General features: G+C 34.5%; 16 protein-coding genes and 1 tRNA gene. 8 read left to right on the top strand and 9 right to left on the bottom strand.

Features of this window, described 5'->3' with window-relative positions; genetic code table 11:
• Nucleotides 1-56: 56 nt before the first annotated feature.
• Entirely contained in the window at nt 57-1,190 is a 1,134-nt protein-coding gene (locus BBI01_RS21225; protein WP_065396637.1) for a GNAT family N-acetyltransferase, read from the bottom strand.
• A gap of 105 nt (nt 1,191-1,295) precedes the next feature.
• Here BBI01_RS21225 and BBI01_RS21220 point away from each other — a divergent pair, with 105 nt between their 5' ends.
• Nucleotides 1,296-2,006: a zinc metallopeptidase gene (locus BBI01_RS21220; protein ID WP_065396636.1), complete on the top strand. Its 711-nt coding sequence runs from the start codon at nt 1,296-1,298 to the stop codon at nt 2,004-2,006.
• 72 nt (nt 2,007-2,078) lie between these two features.
• Here the strand turns inward: BBI01_RS21220 and BBI01_RS21215 are convergent, their stop codons facing one another.
• From BBI01_RS21215 to rbfA, 8 genes are all read right to left on the bottom strand, one after another.
• The gene (locus BBI01_RS21215; protein ID WP_065396635.1) at nt 2,079-2,681 is read right to left on the bottom strand and encodes an IMPACT family protein; all 603 of its coding nucleotides are present in this window, start codon (nt 2,679-2,681) and stop codon (nt 2,079-2,081) included.
• Nucleotides 2,682-2,805: 124 nt separating this feature from the next.
• A complete protein-coding gene (locus tag BBI01_RS23225; RefSeq protein ID WP_438830676.1) occupies nt 2,806-2,973 on the bottom strand; it encodes a bacteriocin-like protein in 168 nt (55 codons plus the stop codon).
• Nucleotides 2,974-3,035: 62 nt separating this feature from the next.
• Nucleotides 3,036-4,061 carry a bifunctional diaminohydroxyphosphoribosylaminopyrimidine deaminase/5-amino-6-(5-phosphoribosylamino)uracil reductase RibD gene (gene ribD, locus BBI01_RS21210; RefSeq protein ID WP_065396634.1) on the bottom strand — a complete coding sequence of 342 codons (1,026 nt, stop codon included), beginning with the start codon at nt 4,059-4,061 and terminating at the stop codon, nt 3,036-3,038.
• Between the two features lie 63 nt (nt 4,062-4,124).
• Nucleotides 4,125-5,927, bottom strand: coding sequence for a DUF349 domain-containing protein (locus BBI01_RS21205; protein ID WP_065396633.1), 1,803 nt, complete (start codon nt 5,925-5,927; stop codon nt 4,125-4,127).
• A 77-nt stretch (nt 5,928-6,004) separates the two neighbouring features.
• The gene (locus BBI01_RS21200; protein WP_065396632.1) at nt 6,005-6,742 is read right to left on the bottom strand and encodes a shikimate dehydrogenase family protein; all 738 of its coding nucleotides are present in this window, start codon (nt 6,740-6,742) and stop codon (nt 6,005-6,007) included.
• Between the two features lie 65 nt (nt 6,743-6,807).
• The gene (locus tag BBI01_RS21195; protein WP_065396631.1) at nt 6,808-8,601 is read right to left on the bottom strand and encodes an HNH endonuclease signature motif containing protein; all 1,794 of its coding nucleotides are present in this window, start codon (nt 8,599-8,601) and stop codon (nt 6,808-6,810) included.
• An 80-nt stretch (nt 8,602-8,681) separates the two neighbouring features.
• Nucleotides 8,682-9,887 (bottom strand): ABC transporter permease, encoded by a 1,206-nt coding sequence (locus BBI01_RS21190; protein WP_065396630.1) that lies wholly within the window; start codon nt 9,885-9,887, stop codon nt 8,682-8,684.
• A 3-nt stretch (nt 9,888-9,890) separates the two neighbouring features.
• The gene (gene rbfA, locus BBI01_RS21185; RefSeq protein WP_065396629.1) at nt 9,891-10,250 is read right to left on the bottom strand and encodes a 30S ribosome-binding factor RbfA; all 360 of its coding nucleotides are present in this window, start codon (nt 10,248-10,250) and stop codon (nt 9,891-9,893) included.
• A gap of 92 nt (nt 10,251-10,342) precedes the next feature.
• Here rbfA and mce point away from each other — a divergent pair, with 92 nt between their 5' ends.
• The 7 genes from mce (at nt 10,343) to BBI01_RS21150 (ending at nt 17,312) form a co-directional block, all read left to right on the top strand.
• Entirely contained in the window at nt 10,343-10,741 is a 399-nt protein-coding gene (gene mce, locus BBI01_RS21180) for a methylmalonyl-CoA epimerase (RefSeq protein WP_065396628.1), read from the top strand.
• A 62-nt stretch (nt 10,742-10,803) separates the two neighbouring features.
• Nucleotides 10,804-10,877 (top strand) — tRNA-Ile (locus BBI01_RS21175).
• A 282-nt stretch (nt 10,878-11,159) separates the two neighbouring features.
• Nucleotides 11,160-11,942, top strand: a complete 783-nt coding sequence (locus BBI01_RS21170; RefSeq protein WP_065396627.1) for a DUF5694 domain-containing protein — start codon at nt 11,160-11,162, stop codon at nt 11,940-11,942.
• 163 nt (nt 11,943-12,105) lie between these two features.
• Nucleotides 12,106-13,854, top strand: coding sequence for an alkaline phosphatase D family protein (locus BBI01_RS21165; protein WP_065396626.1), 1,749 nt, complete (start codon nt 12,106-12,108; stop codon nt 13,852-13,854).
• Between the two features lie 97 nt (nt 13,855-13,951).
• Nucleotides 13,952-14,641 (top strand): hypothetical protein, encoded by a 690-nt coding sequence (locus tag BBI01_RS21160; RefSeq protein WP_065396625.1) that lies wholly within the window; start codon nt 13,952-13,954, stop codon nt 14,639-14,641.
• Between the two features lie 95 nt (nt 14,642-14,736).
• Nucleotides 14,737-15,603 carry a helix-turn-helix domain-containing protein gene (locus BBI01_RS21155; protein ID WP_065396624.1) on the top strand — a complete coding sequence of 289 codons (867 nt, stop codon included), beginning with the start codon at nt 14,737-14,739 and terminating at the stop codon, nt 15,601-15,603.
• Nucleotides 15,604-15,731: 128 nt separating this feature from the next.
• Entirely contained in the window at nt 15,732-17,312 is a 1,581-nt protein-coding gene (locus BBI01_RS21150) for a Na+/H+ antiporter (protein WP_065396623.1), read from the top strand.
• Nucleotides 17,313-17,314: the final 2 nt, after the last annotated feature.

Genomic DNA, 17,314 nt, shown 5'->3' with positions numbered 1-17,314 from the left:
TGTTTAAGGGTGGGGAAGTTTTAGAATCAATAAAATAATGTAATGAATCATTGTGGTTACTGATCATTTATCTCTAATGAGTAAGTTCTTCTTCGCTTATGATTTACCGGATTGTAATCCTGCCAAAGCAGTTGAATACTTTTGTTCTCTTCCAATTCAGGGTTTGTTTCTAGTATTTTAACTCCTTTTTTCTTGAAAGTATCAAATATTTCCTTGAAGATAATAGATGTTACTCCTCTTCTTTGGTAGTCAGGATGAATACCGATCAGGTAAAAATTGGCTCTGTCGTTTTTCTTTCCGGCTCTTAAAAAATGCCACCAACCGAAAGGAAGTAGTTTACCACCGGATTTCTGCAATGCTTTTGAGTAAGAAGGCATTGTAATTGCAAAAGATATAAGGTTATCATTCTCATCAGCAATACAAACGATGAAATCTTTATCAATAAGCTTGAAGTATTTTTCTTTGTATGTCTTACGTTGTTCGTCAGAAATAGGAGTGTAGGTAGAAAGGTGCTTATATGTTTCATCCAGAAGGTCAAACATAGGGTCTACATAACGGATAATTTCTTCCTTATTCTTAAATCTCAATACATGAAGTTTGTATTTCTCGGAAATCAGCTGATTGAATTTATGGATTTTATCAGGTAATGATTCAGGGAACTTGATTTCAAATTCTACCCATTCTTTTTCTTTGACTAAACCTAGTTTCTCAAGATGTCTTGGGTAGTAATCATTATTGTAAATACCAATCATGGTTGCCAGTTGATCAAACCCTTTAATCAGCATTCCTGCTTTGTCAAGATTGGTAAAGCCCATAGGACCCTCAATTTTGTTGATGTTTTTCTCTCTTGCATAATCAATTGCTTTTTGAATCAATGCCTGAGAAACTTCTTCATCATCAATAAAATCAATCCATCCAAAACGTACTTTTTGGATCCCTAATTCTTTTTCTTCTTTATGGTTAATAAGAACTGCAATTCTCCCTACAATTTTATCATTTTTATAGGCTAAATACTGTTTGGCTTCAGAATATTGAAGTGCAGGATTTTCATCAGCATTCCAGATGTTGATTTCGTCATTGATAAAAGATGGAACATAGTACGGATTATTTTTGTACAGATCCATGGGGAATCTTACGAATTGCTTGAGCTGACCGGTAGTTTTTACTTCAATAATTGAAACTGTTGACATGTTTTTTGAGAGTAATTTGAGAACAAATATAAATAATATTATCGGATACTTTGGCACAGTTTTTATATCATTATGCTTAAAAATTGAACACAAAATCTATATAAAATGGCGGGTTATTATATCATTATTGGTATTTCAATGCTGGTGAGCTGGTGGGTTTCATCCAGGTTGAAATCAAAATTTGAATATTATTCCAATGTACATCTTCGAAACGGACTTTCGGGGAAAGAAGTAGCGGAAAAAATGTTGAGAGATAACGGGATTAATGATGTTCAGGTAATATCAGTTCCCGGACAGCTGACGGACCACTATAATCCGGTAGATAAAACAGTAAACCTTTCAGAAGGAGTCTATATGCAAAGAAATGCAGCAGCGGCAGCAGTTGCAGCTCATGAATGCGGACATGCCGTACAACATGCGGTAGGATATTCAATGTTGAATTTACGTTCAAAACTTGTTCCTATTGTTAATATAAGTTCCAATTTGATGCAGTTTGTTCTTATAGCAGGTATCGCTGTTATGGCAGCTTCAAGATCAATAGAGAATCCAAATGGAAATACCACGGTTCTTGCAATTGGTGTAGCAATGTTTGCCATGACAACATTATTTGCTTTCGTAACACTTCCTGTGGAATATGACGCAAGTAACAGGGCAATGAAATGGCTTAAAGATACAGGAACTGTAACTACCGAAGAATTTGTTGGTGTACAGGACAGCTTAAAATGGGCAGCGCGTACTTATGTTGTTGCAGCATTAGGATCTTTGGCGCAACTTCTTTATTGGGGATCATTACTCCTTGGTGGAAGAAGGGATTAATCTTAAGATTCATATGAAATATATAGCATCTCAGATATTTTCTGAGATGTTTTTTATTATTTCTTGATAGGTTTAATCATTAAATTCAAATGAGACATGTTGCATTTCTGATAGTTTTTCTGAAATGCTTTCTTTTTGTGCTAGCTTTAAAGAAGCGGTAAGAATACAGTTTTCATTTGCATCAAAGTTTAAAACCTTGGCGTCAAATTTTGAAAGTAGAGTAAAGATGGTATTCTGTTGATTGAAGTTGAATTGAATCTCGATTTCAGTTTCCAGTTCTCTTGTAATGATATTGGCTTCTTCCAGAGTGATTTTTGCACATTCTTTATAAGCTTTTACTAAACCTGAAACGCCTAGCTTTGTGCCCCCATAATAACGCACCGAAATAACAAGAACATTGGTGATTTCATTTGCCAAGAGTTGATTGTAAATAGGGAGTCCGGCACTTCCTGAGGGTTCACCATCATCATTAGCCCTGTAATTTTCACCATTTAATCCCATTCTGAAAGCATAACAATGGTGTGTTGCTTTTGGATGTTCTTCCCTGATTTTTTCCAATGCAGCTTTGAGTTCCTTTTCATTGGTGACGGGGAAAGCAAATCCAATAAACTTGCTTCCTTTTTCTTTTAATAAAGTGTTTTCTATGGGTTTTTCTATGGTTTTGTATTCGAACATGACCTCTCAGCAATTAGTGGTGCAAATTTAAAACTTTAGAATTTAGTATCAGGTAATATCCTGAAAAGTCTTAAACGTAAAAAGAGCGAAAAACGCTCTCTTTGATTTTTTTATTTAAATAATTTTAGCATGATGGGAAACTTCCTTCTTCCCAAGGTGGTGGACAACTCATACTTGAAGGTGTTGGACAGCAGTGTTGCCATTGTGGTGGGTAATATGAACAACACTTAGGAGCAATACCTCCGCTGACTTTTTTTAACTCTTGTCTTGAAACTTTCTTTAAATTTTTCATGATAATATTTTTTGATATTACTAATGTAAAGAAATTATTTCAATTATGAGTGATAAAATATGTTAATTCGACTTATAAAAAGAAATTTTATTATCTCTGTAATTTCCTGTTTTATAGGCTGTATTGCTAAATTCAGGGGCTTTTGTGCCGTTTTCTAATATGAGATTTTCATTTTTAATAATGATTGCTTCATCCCAAAGCTTAGCATCAATAAATTGCTGTAATGTAAAGCGTCCACCTTCAATAATAACAGATTGTATCTGCTCTCTGTATAAAACATTCATCAGATTATTCAAAAAGTTTTCCTTTTCTATTGTAATGAAATGAATATTACTTTCAGTGCTTTCTTTAATGATATTTAAAACAAGTGTTTTAGCTTCATTGTTATAAATTTTAAAGTCATCAGGAACTTTTAAATCAAAATCAATTAAAATTCTGACTGGATTCGTTCCTTCAACATTTCTTACGGTTAAACTCGGATTGTCAGTTAAAGCGGTTTGTGTTCCCACTAAAATAGCATGTTCATTAGCTCTTAATTGATGTACAAATTGATTAACTAGCGTATTTGAAATTGCTGTAGGTTTAAAATCCTTATCCAAGAATCCATCACCAGATTCTGCCCATTTTAAAATAATGTAAGGTCTTTTCTTTTCGTGATAAGTGAAAAATCTTTTATTCAGTTCAATGCATTCGTTTTCAAGAATTCCTGAAACGACTTCAATTCCTGCATCGTGAATGATTTTTTTCCCTTTTCCATTTACTTTATCATGAGAATCCATCGCTCCGATCACTACTTTTTTAAACCCCAGTTCTTTAATTTTTAAAGCACAAGGTGGTGTTTTTCCGTAGTGTGCGCATGGTTCCAATGACACATAGATGGTAGATTCAGGGATGAGTTCTTTATTTTTAACAGAATTGATGGCATTGATTTCAGCGTGATTTTCTCCTGCTTTGTGATGATAACCTTCGCCGATGATTTCCCCATTGTGGACAATTACGCTACCGACAAGTGGGTTGGGATAGGTTTTTCCCAGAGCTTTTTGAGCTAGTTCGATACACCTTTTAATATAAAATTCGTCGTTGTTCATAGATTTAAAAAGAAAAAGCGAAGACAAATTGCTTTGCTCCGCTTTTATTTGTTTTATTAAGATTTATTCTCCGGCAATAATATTGTGAAGATTTTGCTTTAATGTTTCCAAATGAGCTTTTTTCTCATCAATAGTATTGTAAGTATCTTTTAAAAGAGGATTTTCTCTTGATGGTTTGTTGAAGAATGAAAGGTTGTTTTCCAGTTTTACAATTTCAGCTTCCAGGTCAGAGATTTGGTTTTTAATCTTTCTTGCTTTATCAGTAAGTTGATTTTCAGATAAACCTTCTTCTTTTAGTTCAAGCTCGTTAATTTTATTGATCTTAAGTTTCTCTCTTAATGTCTTGTTGAATTCAGTGTTGATTGAAATTTTATCTCTTGGAACTTTTCCAATATTGTTCCATGCAGTTTTGATCTGTTCAATCTTTTCAATACTGCCTTCTTCGTTGCTTACCGTTTTTAATTCGTCAAGAAGAGCTCTTTTATTTTTAAAGTTTTCTTTCCAATTGTCTGTGGAAGTATTGTTTTTCTCTCTGTAATTGTTGAAGAATGCATTACAAGCATCACGGAATTCATCCCAGATCTTATTGGTCATGCTCTTTGGAACGTGTCCTATCTTTTTCCAGTCTTCCTGAAGCTTTTTAAACAACGGAACAGCAATGTCCCATTCTTCGTTGTTTTGATTATCCTGAGCAGTCTGGATAAGTTTTAGTTTTTCTTCCAGATTAGCCTGTTGAGAACCTTTTAACGATTTATAATAGTTATTTTTCGTAGTATTAAAACCTCTGAGTGTCGTCTTGAAATCATTCCAGTTTTGATTGGATAATTTTCTCGGCACACTTCCGGTTTTTAAAAATTCTGAACGTAAATCTTCAACTCTTTTGATGGCGTTTTGCCAGTAGTTGTGATTAGGAGTTTCCGATGGCTCAGAAAGCTTCTTGATTTCAGTAATGATCTGGCTTTTCTTTTCGAGATTAGCAGCCTGTTCTTTTTCAATAGATGCTGAAAGTTCAGATTTTCTTTCGTGAATTTTGTTAGAAATTTCTTTAAACTCTTCCCAAGTTTTTTCACGGAATTCTTCAGCTACAGGTTCTGCTTCTTCCTTCCATAGTTTGTGAAGGTATTGAAGCTCATTTAAAGCCTTTTGAATTACCGGTTCATTTTCCAATTCCTGAGCGCGGGCGATAATGTGCTGTCTTTTTTCAAGATTGTGGCTGTATTCTTGTTCAAGAAATTCTTTATTCAAATCCAGCATCTGATAAAATTGGTTCAGGTGGTGGAAATAGTTATTGTTAAGAATTTTAAATTCTGACTTAGCAACCTGTCCTGCTTTTGACCAATCTTCTTTGATCTCACGAATAGATTTGAAAAGGTTGGTGCCTGGTTCTGAGTTTGTATATAGATTTTTTAATCTTTCAATGATATTCTGACGGTGGTCAAGATTCTTTTTCTGTTCTTCTTCCTGACCTTTTTGGAAATCATCATGTTTTTCTTTGAAGATGTTTACCAAAGCTGAAAATTTTGTTTGTAGAGGATGCTCGTAACTGAAATTTTCGGGAGCATTTCCAGCCTCTGCATATTCATGCTTTTTATCTTCAACTTCATCATGGATGTAATGACTTGCTTTTTCCTTCAGCTGATTGAATCTCTTGAAGTTTTCACCAGCATTGGGAGTGTTGATTATTTTTTCCATTTCCTTTAAGGCATCAGCCAAAGAAATATCTACATCTTCATGTTCTTCCAGGTGTTCCGCATCATCTTCATGGGAAACTGCATCATGAGAATTTGTATTTTCTGATGTTTCCTGAGATACTTCGTTAGGATTTTTCTTTTCTTCGTTTTCAGAAAGATTGTTTTCTGTAATCATAGCAAATCTTTTATGTGAGTGGCGTTAATATCCTTTATATTATATAGCTGTAAAGTCAATTAAAGTACTAATTTATGTTATTTTTTTTGAAAATTCCAAATTTCCCAAGCTTTTTCTGCTTGTTGCTCAAGCATATAATAACCGTTTACCGTTTTTGCTCCTTTTTCTGAAGCATTGATGATAAATTGAGTGTAGTTTGGGTTGTATATTAAATCGATTACCAAATGTTCTGTAGAAAGTCCGTCGAAAGGAAAGTTTAAGCAATCTTCCACATTTGGGAATGTCCCTACTGGAGTACATTGGATAATAATCGTATGTTCCTGAACGGTTTCTTTATCCAGGTTTTCAAAATTGATTTCGGTGCTTCTTGAAATGGTTTGGGAAGGAATGTTATGTTTATCCAAAACATATTTTACTGCTTTTGCTGCGCCTCCGTTTCCTAGAATTAAAGCTTTATCCTGATTTGTTTTTTTATGAAGGAGTAAGGTTTTTTCAAACCCGAATGCATCGGTGTTATACCCTGTTTTTTTTCCATCCTGAATTAAAACACAGTTTACCGCACCTATTTTTTCAGCCTCGTCACTTAATTCATCAAGATAAGTAATGATCTGCTCTTTGTAAGGAATAGTTACATTGAATCCTAAAAGTTCAGGTGATGAGAAAAGTTTTTCTACCTCGCTGATTTCATTTAGATCAAAAATATCGTAAGAAAAGTCCTTAAGCATAAGCTTTTGGAATTTATTCTCGAAAAATTTTTTAGAAAAAGAATAAGAAATATTACGTCCTATCAATCCTAATTTTTTATTGGAATCCATATGATCAAAATTATAAAAAAAGACCGGAAAAATCCGGTCTTTTAGTGTGAAATATTTTGTAATAATTATTCTACAATGAATTTGGTAGAGAAATGATCTGTTTTTAATATATAAGTTCCTTTTACGAGTCCTTTCAGATTGATTTTGTTTGAATTTTTGAAAGGGTTTGTAATCACTTCAATCATCTTGCCAGAAAGGTCATAGATTTCAGCTTTTGAAATTTTGTTTAGGTTTTCACCTTTTACAAATAATTCGTTGTTCTTAACCGGGTTAGGGTAGATCGTAAATTGAGATTTGTCTTTTTTAACTTCAGAAGTGGATAATGATTCGTTGTAACAAGTCCAGCTAAGGTCATCCATTGTAGGTCTGTTGCCGGTTGTGCTGGTGATTTTGATTATTATATCCCCACTGATATTGATATTGTCAATTGTTGTTGTGGTCGCTGTAGTAGTGTAGGGAATAGTACCTACATTAGTTCCATTAATCAAAACATTTAAACTACCATTTGAACCTGAAAATATTCGTTTAGTTGTTAACGTTAAACTCTTAATCCCTCCCGCGATAGAAGAGCTTGTAAGTTCTCCGGTTCTGATGGTTATAGCTTTTGTTGTACCAATTGGTTGATCTACTTTTGTGTTTGTTGCTTTCCATGTGATACCATTGTTTGTCCATATTCTTTCGCTATAAGAACTATCATTATCTGTAATAGTATTGAAATTTTCTGTTCCGCAACCTCCTGTTCCGACAGGTCCGTCAAGAGTAACTCCTGATGCTACATTACTTTGTGGTGATGAATTATTAAATGCATCTTTTGCAATTAAATAGAAGTTATAGGTTGTTAATGGAGATAATCCTGTTATTGTTGTAGAGGTAGATGTTCCTGATATTGTTGTTTTTAATATTCCATTTACATAAACACTATAAGATACTACCCCTACGTTATCTGTTGCAGCTGTCCAGGTAAGATCTATTGAATTTGAAGTAGGATTGCTTGTCGCTAAGTTTGTTGCAGCTGTAGGGTTTTCTGTATCCGGTGTTTGAGCTCCCCAGATTTGCATTACATATTCTGGGTGGTCAATAAATGGATTTCTATTTCCCTGAAATATATACGTTGCATTATTTCTTCTGATTTCTGCTGCAGATACCGGATCTTGTATGTGCCAAGCCATAAGCTGGGTTAGCTCCCAATCCTGAAGGCTAGGATAAGTATTCTTTGCCAGCATATCTCCTGTAGAGAATTCTACCATTTTATTTTCATATCTTGTTACAAAGTAAAAGATCATTCTCGCTACATCTCCTTTAAATTCATCGATAGGTTCAAATACAGTATTTGAATATCCTGCAGATGCCGAAAGTCCTCTTTTAGAACCGTTTTGGGATGTGTAATTAGCAGTTGCTACTTTTCCAAAAGGTAAATCTCCTCTCTCTCCGTTTACTTTTCCATCGGTAGCTCTTACAAAATGGGCATCAGATCTCATAGGCAAGCCTTGATTAAAGAAGCTTTGAGGAATAATGTGCTCTCTATTGTAGCAATGTCCTTCAGGACCACTGGTTCCACTACATTGTGATGTTCCGTAAGGATAGTTGTAATTATCAGGTCCGACAGGGAATTCAGAGTAGATGTCTAATATAGTCCCATCGTTATCATAATCATAATCGCGATCCGTCGTTTGATAAGCACTCCAAAGATCATTATAGGTGATATTTAAGGAGTGCCCATTAGTTATGATCTGGCTAAGGGCTGTTTTAAGAGCTGCACTACTTAAACCTGTTGCATTATTATAATATCCGGCAGGGATTTGTGCCAAAGCATTTATTAATGCAAGGCTTAGTAGAAAAAAGGATAAAATTCGTTTCATTTTTTTAAAATTGGGGCGTAAAGGTACGAAAAAATGAAACCCTTAAAAGTTATTTAGGTTAAATATATAAACTTAATATATTAATTTTTAGTAATATACTCTTTGCTGATCTTGGAGAAGAACCATGAGATTGCAATTCCGAATATAGAAGCGGTAAGTGCTACGATGAAATAGTTCTTTCCAACTATTTTGACAGGGAATGGCAGAGCTTCATTGGCTCTGAAGAATTCGGTGTAAAGCTGGAAATAGCATAATGCTGTTCCAACGATTAATCCTGAGATTACACCTGAAATAACGATGAGTATTCCTGTGTAGAAATAAGTCATTCTCAGATGGCTTAAAGGAAAGCCTAGTGAAATAAGAGATTTTGCCTGCTCTTTTTTATCGAGCTGAAGAATAATAATAGCTCCGGCAAGATTAAATGTTGTAATGAAAATTACCAATGCAAAGATCAGATAAATAAACATCTTCTCTGTATTGATCATTTTCCAGAAAGCAGCATTTTCTTCTTCTTTGGTTTTGATTTCAATATTTTTACCAAGAGAAGCTAGTAAGCTTTGTTTTACTGAGTCGGCATTTTCCGGATTTTTTATTTTAATAACAATCTGGTATGCTGAGTTTTTGGGAAGATTTAGTAATTCTTCGGTCAGTTCAATAGGAGAGATGACATAGCTGTCTAATTGATCTTTCCCTGGAAAAACACCTGTTACTGAAATATCTCTTTTATTGTAAATATCTTCTTCCTTGCTAATGATCCCGGTTCCTGGCTTCGGCATAAATACCGTTGCATAATGATTGGAAGAGTCTACTGGGACAGACAATCTGTTATTTAGGCTGTTTTCCATCAGAACTTCATTAGAGTATTTGAAACTTGGATAAGTTCCATAGAAAACTTCCTTATTAATAGGATTTACATTCACATACGCGGAATCTACACCTCTTAAATAAGCAATATCACCTTTACCATTAAAGCTGATATATACTTTTTCTTCAATGACGCGGGAATAGCTGGTGATCTCTTTATTACTGTTTAAAGCCTTTTTAACCTGATCCAGATTTTTAATGGTTTTACCTGTTGAGCTTTTTAAGGTAAGATCAGCATGAAGATTAGAGATTAGGTCTTTATTCAGGTCTTCAAGTCCTGAAAAAACAGAAATAATGACGAACATTGCAGTCACAGCAACCATCATGGCACCTACGGATAACCATGTAATAAATGTAACTGCGGTACTACCTTTTTTAGCCAAAAGGTATCTGGATGCTATGTAAAATGCAATATTCTTCAAAATCTATAAAACAGGGTTGTCTCCTTCGCCTCTTAATTCTCTATCCAATCTTTCTACATCATCAAGAGCCGTGTCCAGATAGAAGTTTAGTTGTGGAATGATACGTACCTGTTTTGCCATTTTCTGACCGATGAAATTTCTGTACTGAGGTTTGTTTTCTTCAATCTCCTTCATTACAGCAGTACGGAACTCTTGTGGGAAAATGCTTAAATAAATTTTAGCAATACCCAAATCAGCCGTTACTTTTACGTCTGAAACGGATACCAATATACTTTGTTTGCTGTCAGCAGCTTGTTTGCGAAAAAGTTCTGCGAAGTCTTCCTGAATGATCTGAGCTACTTTTCTTTGTCTGTTACTTTCCATAATTTATGCAAATTTAGTACTTTTGTTTGAATTGATACTTTGAAATTAAGCAGTAGTATCAAATTTACGATTAATTATATTTATTCATAACTATGAAACTAGAGCATATTGGTATTGCAGTAAAGTCTTTGGGGATATCTGATGAACTTTTTACAAAATTATTAGGAAAAGAATCTTATAAAAAAGAAACAGTGGAAAGAGAAGGAGTGGTAACTTCTTTCTATGAAACGGGAGAGAGTAAAATTGAACTATTGGAGGCTAGTAATACTGAAAGTCCGATCTCAAAATTCATCGAAAAAAAGGGTGAAGGCATCCATCATCTGGCTTTTGGGGTAGAAAATATCCTGGAGGAAGTGAAAAGATTGAAAAAAGAAGGATTTCAATTTATCTCTGAAGAACCGAAAGAAGGTGCTGATAACAAATTAGTTGTATTCCTTCATCCTAAGTCAACAAACGGTGTACTGGTAGAACTTTGTCAAGAAAAGCAATAAAAAATTTTGTAGTGAAATAATTTTTACTATTTTTGCAAACACAAAATTTAACCAAGTTTTGAGGTCCTATAGCTCAGTTGGTTAGAGCACCTGACTCATAATCAGGTGGTCCCTGGTTCGAGCCCAGGTGGGACCACAGAAAAGCACTCAAATAGAGTGCTTTTTCTATTTACTACTGTATCAGTTTATTATATTGTTTTCGTATTCTATTATTTCAACAATTATCATTTCTAAAGTTTCTTATTGATATTAAAAAGGCATATAAAAAGAATTTAAAAATTTAGTTTATAGGTTCTTTTAGAATGATATCAGTAAAATCTATACTTTTTACTGTTTCATCGGAGAATTTTCCCTATTTGTCGATATAGGGTTGTTTTGCTTTTGTTCAGGCTCTATTTTTGGACCATAAATTAAAATCATGAAAAGAGTAAGTGTTATTTGTGGATTTCTGATGAGCATGTGTTTATCAGCACAAAAAATAGAGGTGCTTAATTTTGCAACTTTCCATATGGGGAAAACACCAGATGCCACAAAAGTTAGTTTTGATCCTAAAAACGAGAAAAGTCAAAAAGAAGTTTTTGAAATAGCAAAACTGCTTGCAGAGTTTAAACCAACAATCATTTGTGTTGAGCTTCTTCCTGCTGAAAATGAAAAGATCAAGAATGATTATCAGAACTTTTTAAAGAATAAGAAATTTAAAACAGCATATGAAGGTGAAGTCTCACTATTGGCTTATCAGATTGCCAAAATAGCTAATGTGAAAAAAATATACGGAATTGATGAACAGGAAACGGGAAAATACAATTATAGACTAGGCTATCAGTTAAAAAATCAGGTAGATAGTACAACTTATAAAAGTTTTATATCCACCTTTATTGAAAAACTTAAAAATGGGGACAATCTCTCTGTAAAAGAAAAACTTATTGATTATAATAAAGAATCTACTTTACAGGATTTGATTACAGCCAATGCTGATATTTTAACCCATGTAAGCACAGCAAATAACTTTGAGGGAGCAGATGAAGCTGCCAAATATTATAGAAGAAACTTGAGAATGTATTCTAATCTTAATCAGATTCCACTTGTTGAAAATGATAAAGTCCTTATTATTTCCGGGGCTACTCATGCCGCATTTTTTAGTGAGTTTTTAAAACGAAGTCCTAAATATCAAATTGTAAATGTTTTTGATTATCTAAAATAAAAATTCGAGAGGGCAATTAGTCCTCTCAAATTTTTTCTAATTATTCATTACTTTAGAAAAAAATACTATGTTAAACATATGTTTAAAAAAAGCATAAAGAATAATTAAAATTCAGTTAACAACCTTCTTCTTCAGATGCCGTTGCTTTGCAAAAAAAGTAATAATGGCAGATAACAATCCACTTAACAGAAGACGATTTCTTAAAAACTCACTATTAGCAGTAGGAGGGATATTCATAGCTCCTTTGATCGAAAGTTGCAGCGATGATTTCACAGATAGTGGAAGCGTTCCTGGTGATCTGAAAAATGCTGGTTTTGAAACTGGAGTAGCAAGTTTTGATCCTACCTCAACAGGAGTGATTATCTGGACAAGATATTCAGGTGGAACAGATGCAGAAATTACGTGGGAAATCAGTAAAAATAATAGCTTTTCTGAAGTGGTTAGAAAAGGTCAGGCAAATGCAACAGCGGTTAATGATTTTACAGTTGCAGTGGATGTACAGAATATTCCTTCCAATACAAAATATTACTATAGGTTTTATAATCTTAAAACTAAAGAATCCAGTGTAATAGGAGAGACTATTACATTACCTTCCAAAGCAGATTCTGTAAATGAAGTGAAAATGGCGGTTGTTTCATGCTCTAATTTCCCGGCAGGACTTTTCAATGTCTATGGAGCAATTGCTAAGTCTGAAGCAGATGTTGTGGTACACCTGGGAGATTATATCTATGAATATGCTCCGGGGCAATATGGAACAAATCCTTATACCAATCAATTGGGAAGAGCCCATAAGCCTGCAAAGGAAATTCTTAACCTAAACGATTACAGAGAAAGATACAGGCAGTACAGAGGAGATAAAAACCTTCAATTGGCACATCAGAAAAAGCCTTTCATTTGTGTGTGGGATGACCACGAATTTGCAAATGACACCTATAAATCCGGAGCAGAAAATCATCAGCCTGAAGAAGGTGATTTCCAGGCAAGAAAAATGGCAGCTTTCCAGGCTTACAGTGAATATATTCCTCTTAAAACAGGAAAAGATCTGAAAATCTACAGAAGTTTCAACTTCGGGAATATACTTTCTCTTTATATGATGGATACGAGAGTTATTGCAAGAGACAAACAATTGGAATACTCAGACTATCTTGATAATGCAGGAAATTTTAATCAATCACAGTTTCAGACAGATTTTTTAAGTCCAAACAGAAAACTGCTTGGAAGCGAACAGATGACATGGTTGGGATCACAGATCGGTTCTGATACTGCAAAATGGAAAGTTTTAGGACAGCAGATCTTAATGACCAAAATGATGGTTCCTGCAGAACTATTAATGTTGCTTAATCAGATTTTAGCAGAAATAAAAAAACACGGAAGCGCACAACCGGCTACCATGCTGGCTTTGCAGAGTACCATTACTCAGCTGGTTACCATTAAAAAAAGATATCAGCTACAGGATCCAACGTTGACAGCTCAGGAGATTGCAAGAATCAAAACCACTTTACCCTATAACCTTGACGCGTGGGATGGATATTTCATTGAAAGAGAAGCTCTTTATTCTATCCTTGCCGGGAAAAAAGTAATCGTATTAGCAGGTGATACACACAACGCGTGGTTAGGAAAGCTAACTGATGCCACTGGAAAAGATATTGGTACCGAATTGGCATGCAGCTCCGTTTCTTCACCAGGGCTGGAAGGATATCTGGGGATTACTTCAGATCCTACTCAGGCAATAGCATTGGCTGATGCATTTTCATCTCTGATTGATGATTTGGAATATGCGAATCTTTACAAAAGAGGCTATCTGCATGTGAAATATACGGCTGGGGATGCTGTGGCAGAATGGAGGTTTGTAGATAACGTAGTTTCAGAAACTTATAATGTCACCACAGAAAAAATACACACAATCGCATAGTTTTATAACATATCTTATTTTCAGTTTTTGTAGTTAAGAGTCACAGAATATCACTGAGGCTCTTTTTTTATTATCATTTTTTTTGTATTTTAAACAGATGCAAGAGGATATAAGAAAAGATTTTTTACCGCTGGTTTCCAAACCTGGCTGGGTAATGACCTGGTTAATCAGAATTTTTGGAGGAGCAATATTGCTGGTCGTATTTGTTGCGCTTGCTGTATTTCCTTTCTTGGCTTCCGGGAATGTACCCATACTTATCATCTTTGCTCTTCTGTATTATCCGGTTTGGGCAATAGGAATGTATAGATTTTTCCATTATGTGAAAAAAAATATGAGTGTAGCAATAAGAAAGATTAGGGTAGATGATGAAGGCATTCATTTTTATAAAAAAGACGGAAGTATAAAAGAAATTCTTTACAGTCAGTTGGGAGCTTCCTACCTTTCAGATGAATATCAGGTTTATCTGACAACCGAGGTTAAAACATGGGTTTTGGCTATAGGAATTGATGGTAATGTGATTAAAGTGGTATTTGACGGAACAGATATTGGTTGTACTCACTATATCAAAAACGGCAGAGCTTTACGGGCAAGATTTATAGAAGGAATCGTTCGTTTTAGACCAGATTTGAAAATAGACCCATTTGTATTTAAAGAGTTCAGTATTCATCCTGAAAAATTTACTTTTGACGGAAAAAGATACATGAGACATGTTGCTGAAGCAGCTGTAGCAATAGGTGTTATGTTACTGTTTAGTCTCTTGTTGATATTTATTATTACAATATTATAATACAGATCAGTAAAATGTATCCGTTTTACCTTATTTTGTATCATAAGGTAACAGTTCAGAATGTTTAATTTTACCCCATTATTGAAATCTGCACAATGAGTATAAAAATATTAAACATACCGGAATTTTGTAATTATCTGAATGTGGATAACTTAAAAAGTGACGATCTTCACATTGTAGATTTTGAAACTCAGAATGATATCAGACTGAAATCAGAGCCTGTTACCATCGATTTTTATCTTCTCGCAATCAAGCCTCCGATGGAAGTTAACTTTACATCCCGTCAATTGCAGGAAGATCAGTCAGACTCATCCTATTTGTACGCAGACTGCCCCCAAAATACCTTGGAATGGGAGATCGCACCACCATTTTCCGGTCTTTGTATTATGATAAATGCAAAATACCTTGAAAAATACGCCAAAGATTATAGCTTTGTACATTATAACAATCATGAAGCTCTTTTTCTGACAAAAGAAGAGGAGAGTATACTTTGGGACCTTTTCAGAAAGGCACATCATGAATTCCAGAAAGAACATTATTCAAGAACAGTTGTCATTTCATACGTCAATCTGATTCTTACCTATGTCAAAGACTTTTATGATCGTCAGTTTGATACCCGAAGTGAAATTTATCACAAAGTAATCGATGAGTTTTACAAAAATCTTGATAATTATTTCAGAGAAAATGATAATGTTGCCGGATTGCCTTCAGTAGCATATTTTGCACAGAAAAGTAACCTTTCACCTAATTATTTCGGAGACCTCATCAAGCATTTTACGGGAAAATCTCCATTGGATCACATTCACGATTATGTCATAAAAGAAGCAAAAGATAAACTCCAAAATACAACACTTTCTGTTAGCGAAATTTCTTACAGCCTCGGCTTCGATTATCCCAATTATTTTGCAAGATTTTTCCGTAAAAAAACAGGATTATCACCCAAAGTTTTTAGAAATCAATAAAGAAAAATACATTCTCATGTAACCAAAACCTGGCAGTATTTTTATTGATTTGTTAATATTGATGTTCATTCAATACCATCATATTTCTCAAAAAATAGTTAAATTGGTTTAAAATTAATTGAAAACAGATGGTGGAAAATTTCGTTTATTATCTAGGATTGGTCCTTGTAATTATTGGGGCTGTTATGCTTGCCAATCGTTTAAAAGTAGCATATCCTATCATTTTGGTAATTGCCGGACTGCTGATCAGCTTTATTCCCGGATTACCCAAAATAAAAATTGATCCCGAACTTATTTTTATTATTTTTTTACCTCCTTTACTTTATGAAGCTGCTTTTGCCGTCTCATGGAAGGAAATATGGAAGCTGAGGCGAATCATTACCAGTTTTGCATTTATAGTTGTGTTTCTTACCGCAATAACGGTAGCTTTTGTAGCCAACTCATATATTCCCGGGTTTTCATTAGCATTGGGCTTTGTCCTGGGTGGAATTGTATCTCCACCCGATGCGGTGAGTGCTGGTGCAATTTTAAAATTTGTAAAAGTTCCTAAAAATGTATCTACCGTTTTAGAAGGAGAAAGTCTGTTCAATGATGCATCTTCCCTTATTATTTTCAGGTTTGCAATGGTGGCGGTGGCTACCGGACAATTTATCTGGCAGGATGCAGCTTTAAGCTTTGGATGGATGGTATTCGGGGGATTGGGAATAGGCGTGGTTTTAGCTTTTATTTTTCTTGAAATTGAAAAAATATTTCCTACTGATGTCAATATGGATGCTATTCTTAGTCTGGTAGCACCTTATGTCATGTATATTGTCGCAGAAGAAGTTCATTCATCGGGAGTTTTGGCTGTTGTGAGTGGCGGATTATTTCTTTCTGTCAGGAGACATGAAATTTTCAGAACTTCAGAATCAAGATTGAAAGGTTCCAACGTTTGGGAAAGTTTCGTATTTCTGATTAACGGAATAGTTTTTCTATTGATAGGATTAGACCTTCCGGAGATTATGGTCGGATTGGATAAAGAAGGAATCAGCCTTGCACAAGCTGTTACCTATGGATTATTAATTACTGCTGTACTTATTATTGTCAGGTTTTTATCTTCCTTTGGTGCTGTTTTTGTTACGCTGATCATGCGGAATTTTATCAATGTCGCAGACAGAGATCCGGGAATGAAAGCACCTATATTAATGAGCTGGACGGGAATGCGTGGCGTGGTTTCATTGGCAGCAGCATTATCCATTCCTGTGGTGATGGATAACGGACAACCTTTTCCTCATCGTGATCTTATTCTGTTTATTACCTTTATTGTCATTTTAGCTACATTGATTATTCAGGGGTTAACATTACCAACTTTGATAAAGAAACTTAAACTATCAGATTCTAATAGTGGATATTTATCAGAAGAGGAATCAGAACAATTTTTAAGGAAAGGAATGCGTCGTGTAGCTTTAAAATATCTTAACGAAAACTATAAAGAAAGAAGAAATGAAAACGAATACTTCAATAAGTTGATGGACCGTTGGGAGCAGGAAGATAAAGAAGACTCCGTTCACAAACTATCTGATGAAGCTAAAGAAATTTACTTTACAACATTAGAAGTACAGAGAATCTGGCTTAGGGAAGAAAACAGGCGGAACCCCAATATTGACGAAGAATATATAAGACATTATTTAACGAGACTTGATTTTGAAGAAGAAAGACTCAGAATGTAAAA

Source organism: Chryseobacterium artocarpi (genome assembly GCF_001684975.1).
Taxonomy (GTDB): domain Bacteria; phylum Bacteroidota; class Bacteroidia; order Flavobacteriales; family Weeksellaceae; genus Chryseobacterium; species Chryseobacterium artocarpi.
This window is presented reverse-complemented; position numbering and strand designations above follow the sequence as displayed.

Bases quoted from the DNA above. Each gene is read 5' to 3' on its own strand.
- BBI01_RS21220 (WP_065396636.1), top strand. From the start codon at position 1,296: ATGGCGGGTTATTATATCATTATTGGTATTTCAATGCTGGTGAGCTGG.
- BBI01_RS23225 (WP_438830676.1), bottom strand. From the start codon at position 2,973: ATGAAAAATTTAAAGAAAGTTTCAAGACAAGAGTTAAAAAAAGTCAGC.
- ribD (WP_065396634.1), bottom strand. From the start codon at position 4,061: ATGAACAACGACGAATTTTATATTAAAAGGTGTATCGAACTAGCTCAA.
- BBI01_RS21160 (WP_065396625.1), top strand. From the start codon at position 13,952: ATGCAAGAGGATATAAGAAAAGATTTTTTACCGCTGGTTTCCAAACCT.
- BBI01_RS21195 (WP_065396631.1), bottom strand. From the start codon at position 8,601: ATGAAACGAATTTTATCCTTTTTTCTACTAAGCCTTGCATTAATAAAT.
- BBI01_RS21170 (WP_065396627.1), top strand. From the start codon at position 11,160: ATGAAAAGAGTAAGTGTTATTTGTGGATTTCTGATGAGCATGTGTTTA.
- BBI01_RS21215 (WP_065396635.1), bottom strand. From the start codon at position 2,681: ATGTTCGAATACAAAACCATAGAAAAACCCATAGAAAACACTTTATTA.
- BBI01_RS21225 (WP_065396637.1), bottom strand. From the start codon at position 1,190: ATGTCAACAGTTTCAATTATTGAAGTAAAAACTACCGGTCAGCTCAAG.
- BBI01_RS21155 (WP_065396624.1), top strand. From the start codon at position 14,737: ATGAGTATAAAAATATTAAACATACCGGAATTTTGTAATTATCTGAAT.
- BBI01_RS21205 (WP_065396633.1), bottom strand. From the start codon at position 5,927: ATGATTACAGAAAACAATCTTTCTGAAAACGAAGAAAAGAAAAATCCT.
- BBI01_RS21165 (WP_065396626.1), top strand. From the start codon at position 12,106: ATGGCAGATAACAATCCACTTAACAGAAGACGATTTCTTAAAAACTCA.
- BBI01_RS21200 (WP_065396632.1), bottom strand. From the start codon at position 6,742: ATGGATTCCAATAAAAAATTAGGATTGATAGGACGTAATATTTCTTAT.
- mce (WP_065396628.1), top strand. From the start codon at position 10,343: ATGAAACTAGAGCATATTGGTATTGCAGTAAAGTCTTTGGGGATATCT.
- rbfA (WP_065396629.1), bottom strand. From the start codon at position 10,250: ATGGAAAGTAACAGACAAAGAAAAGTAGCTCAGATCATTCAGGAAGAC.
- BBI01_RS21150 (WP_065396623.1), top strand. From the start codon at position 15,732: ATGGTGGAAAATTTCGTTTATTATCTAGGATTGGTCCTTGTAATTATT.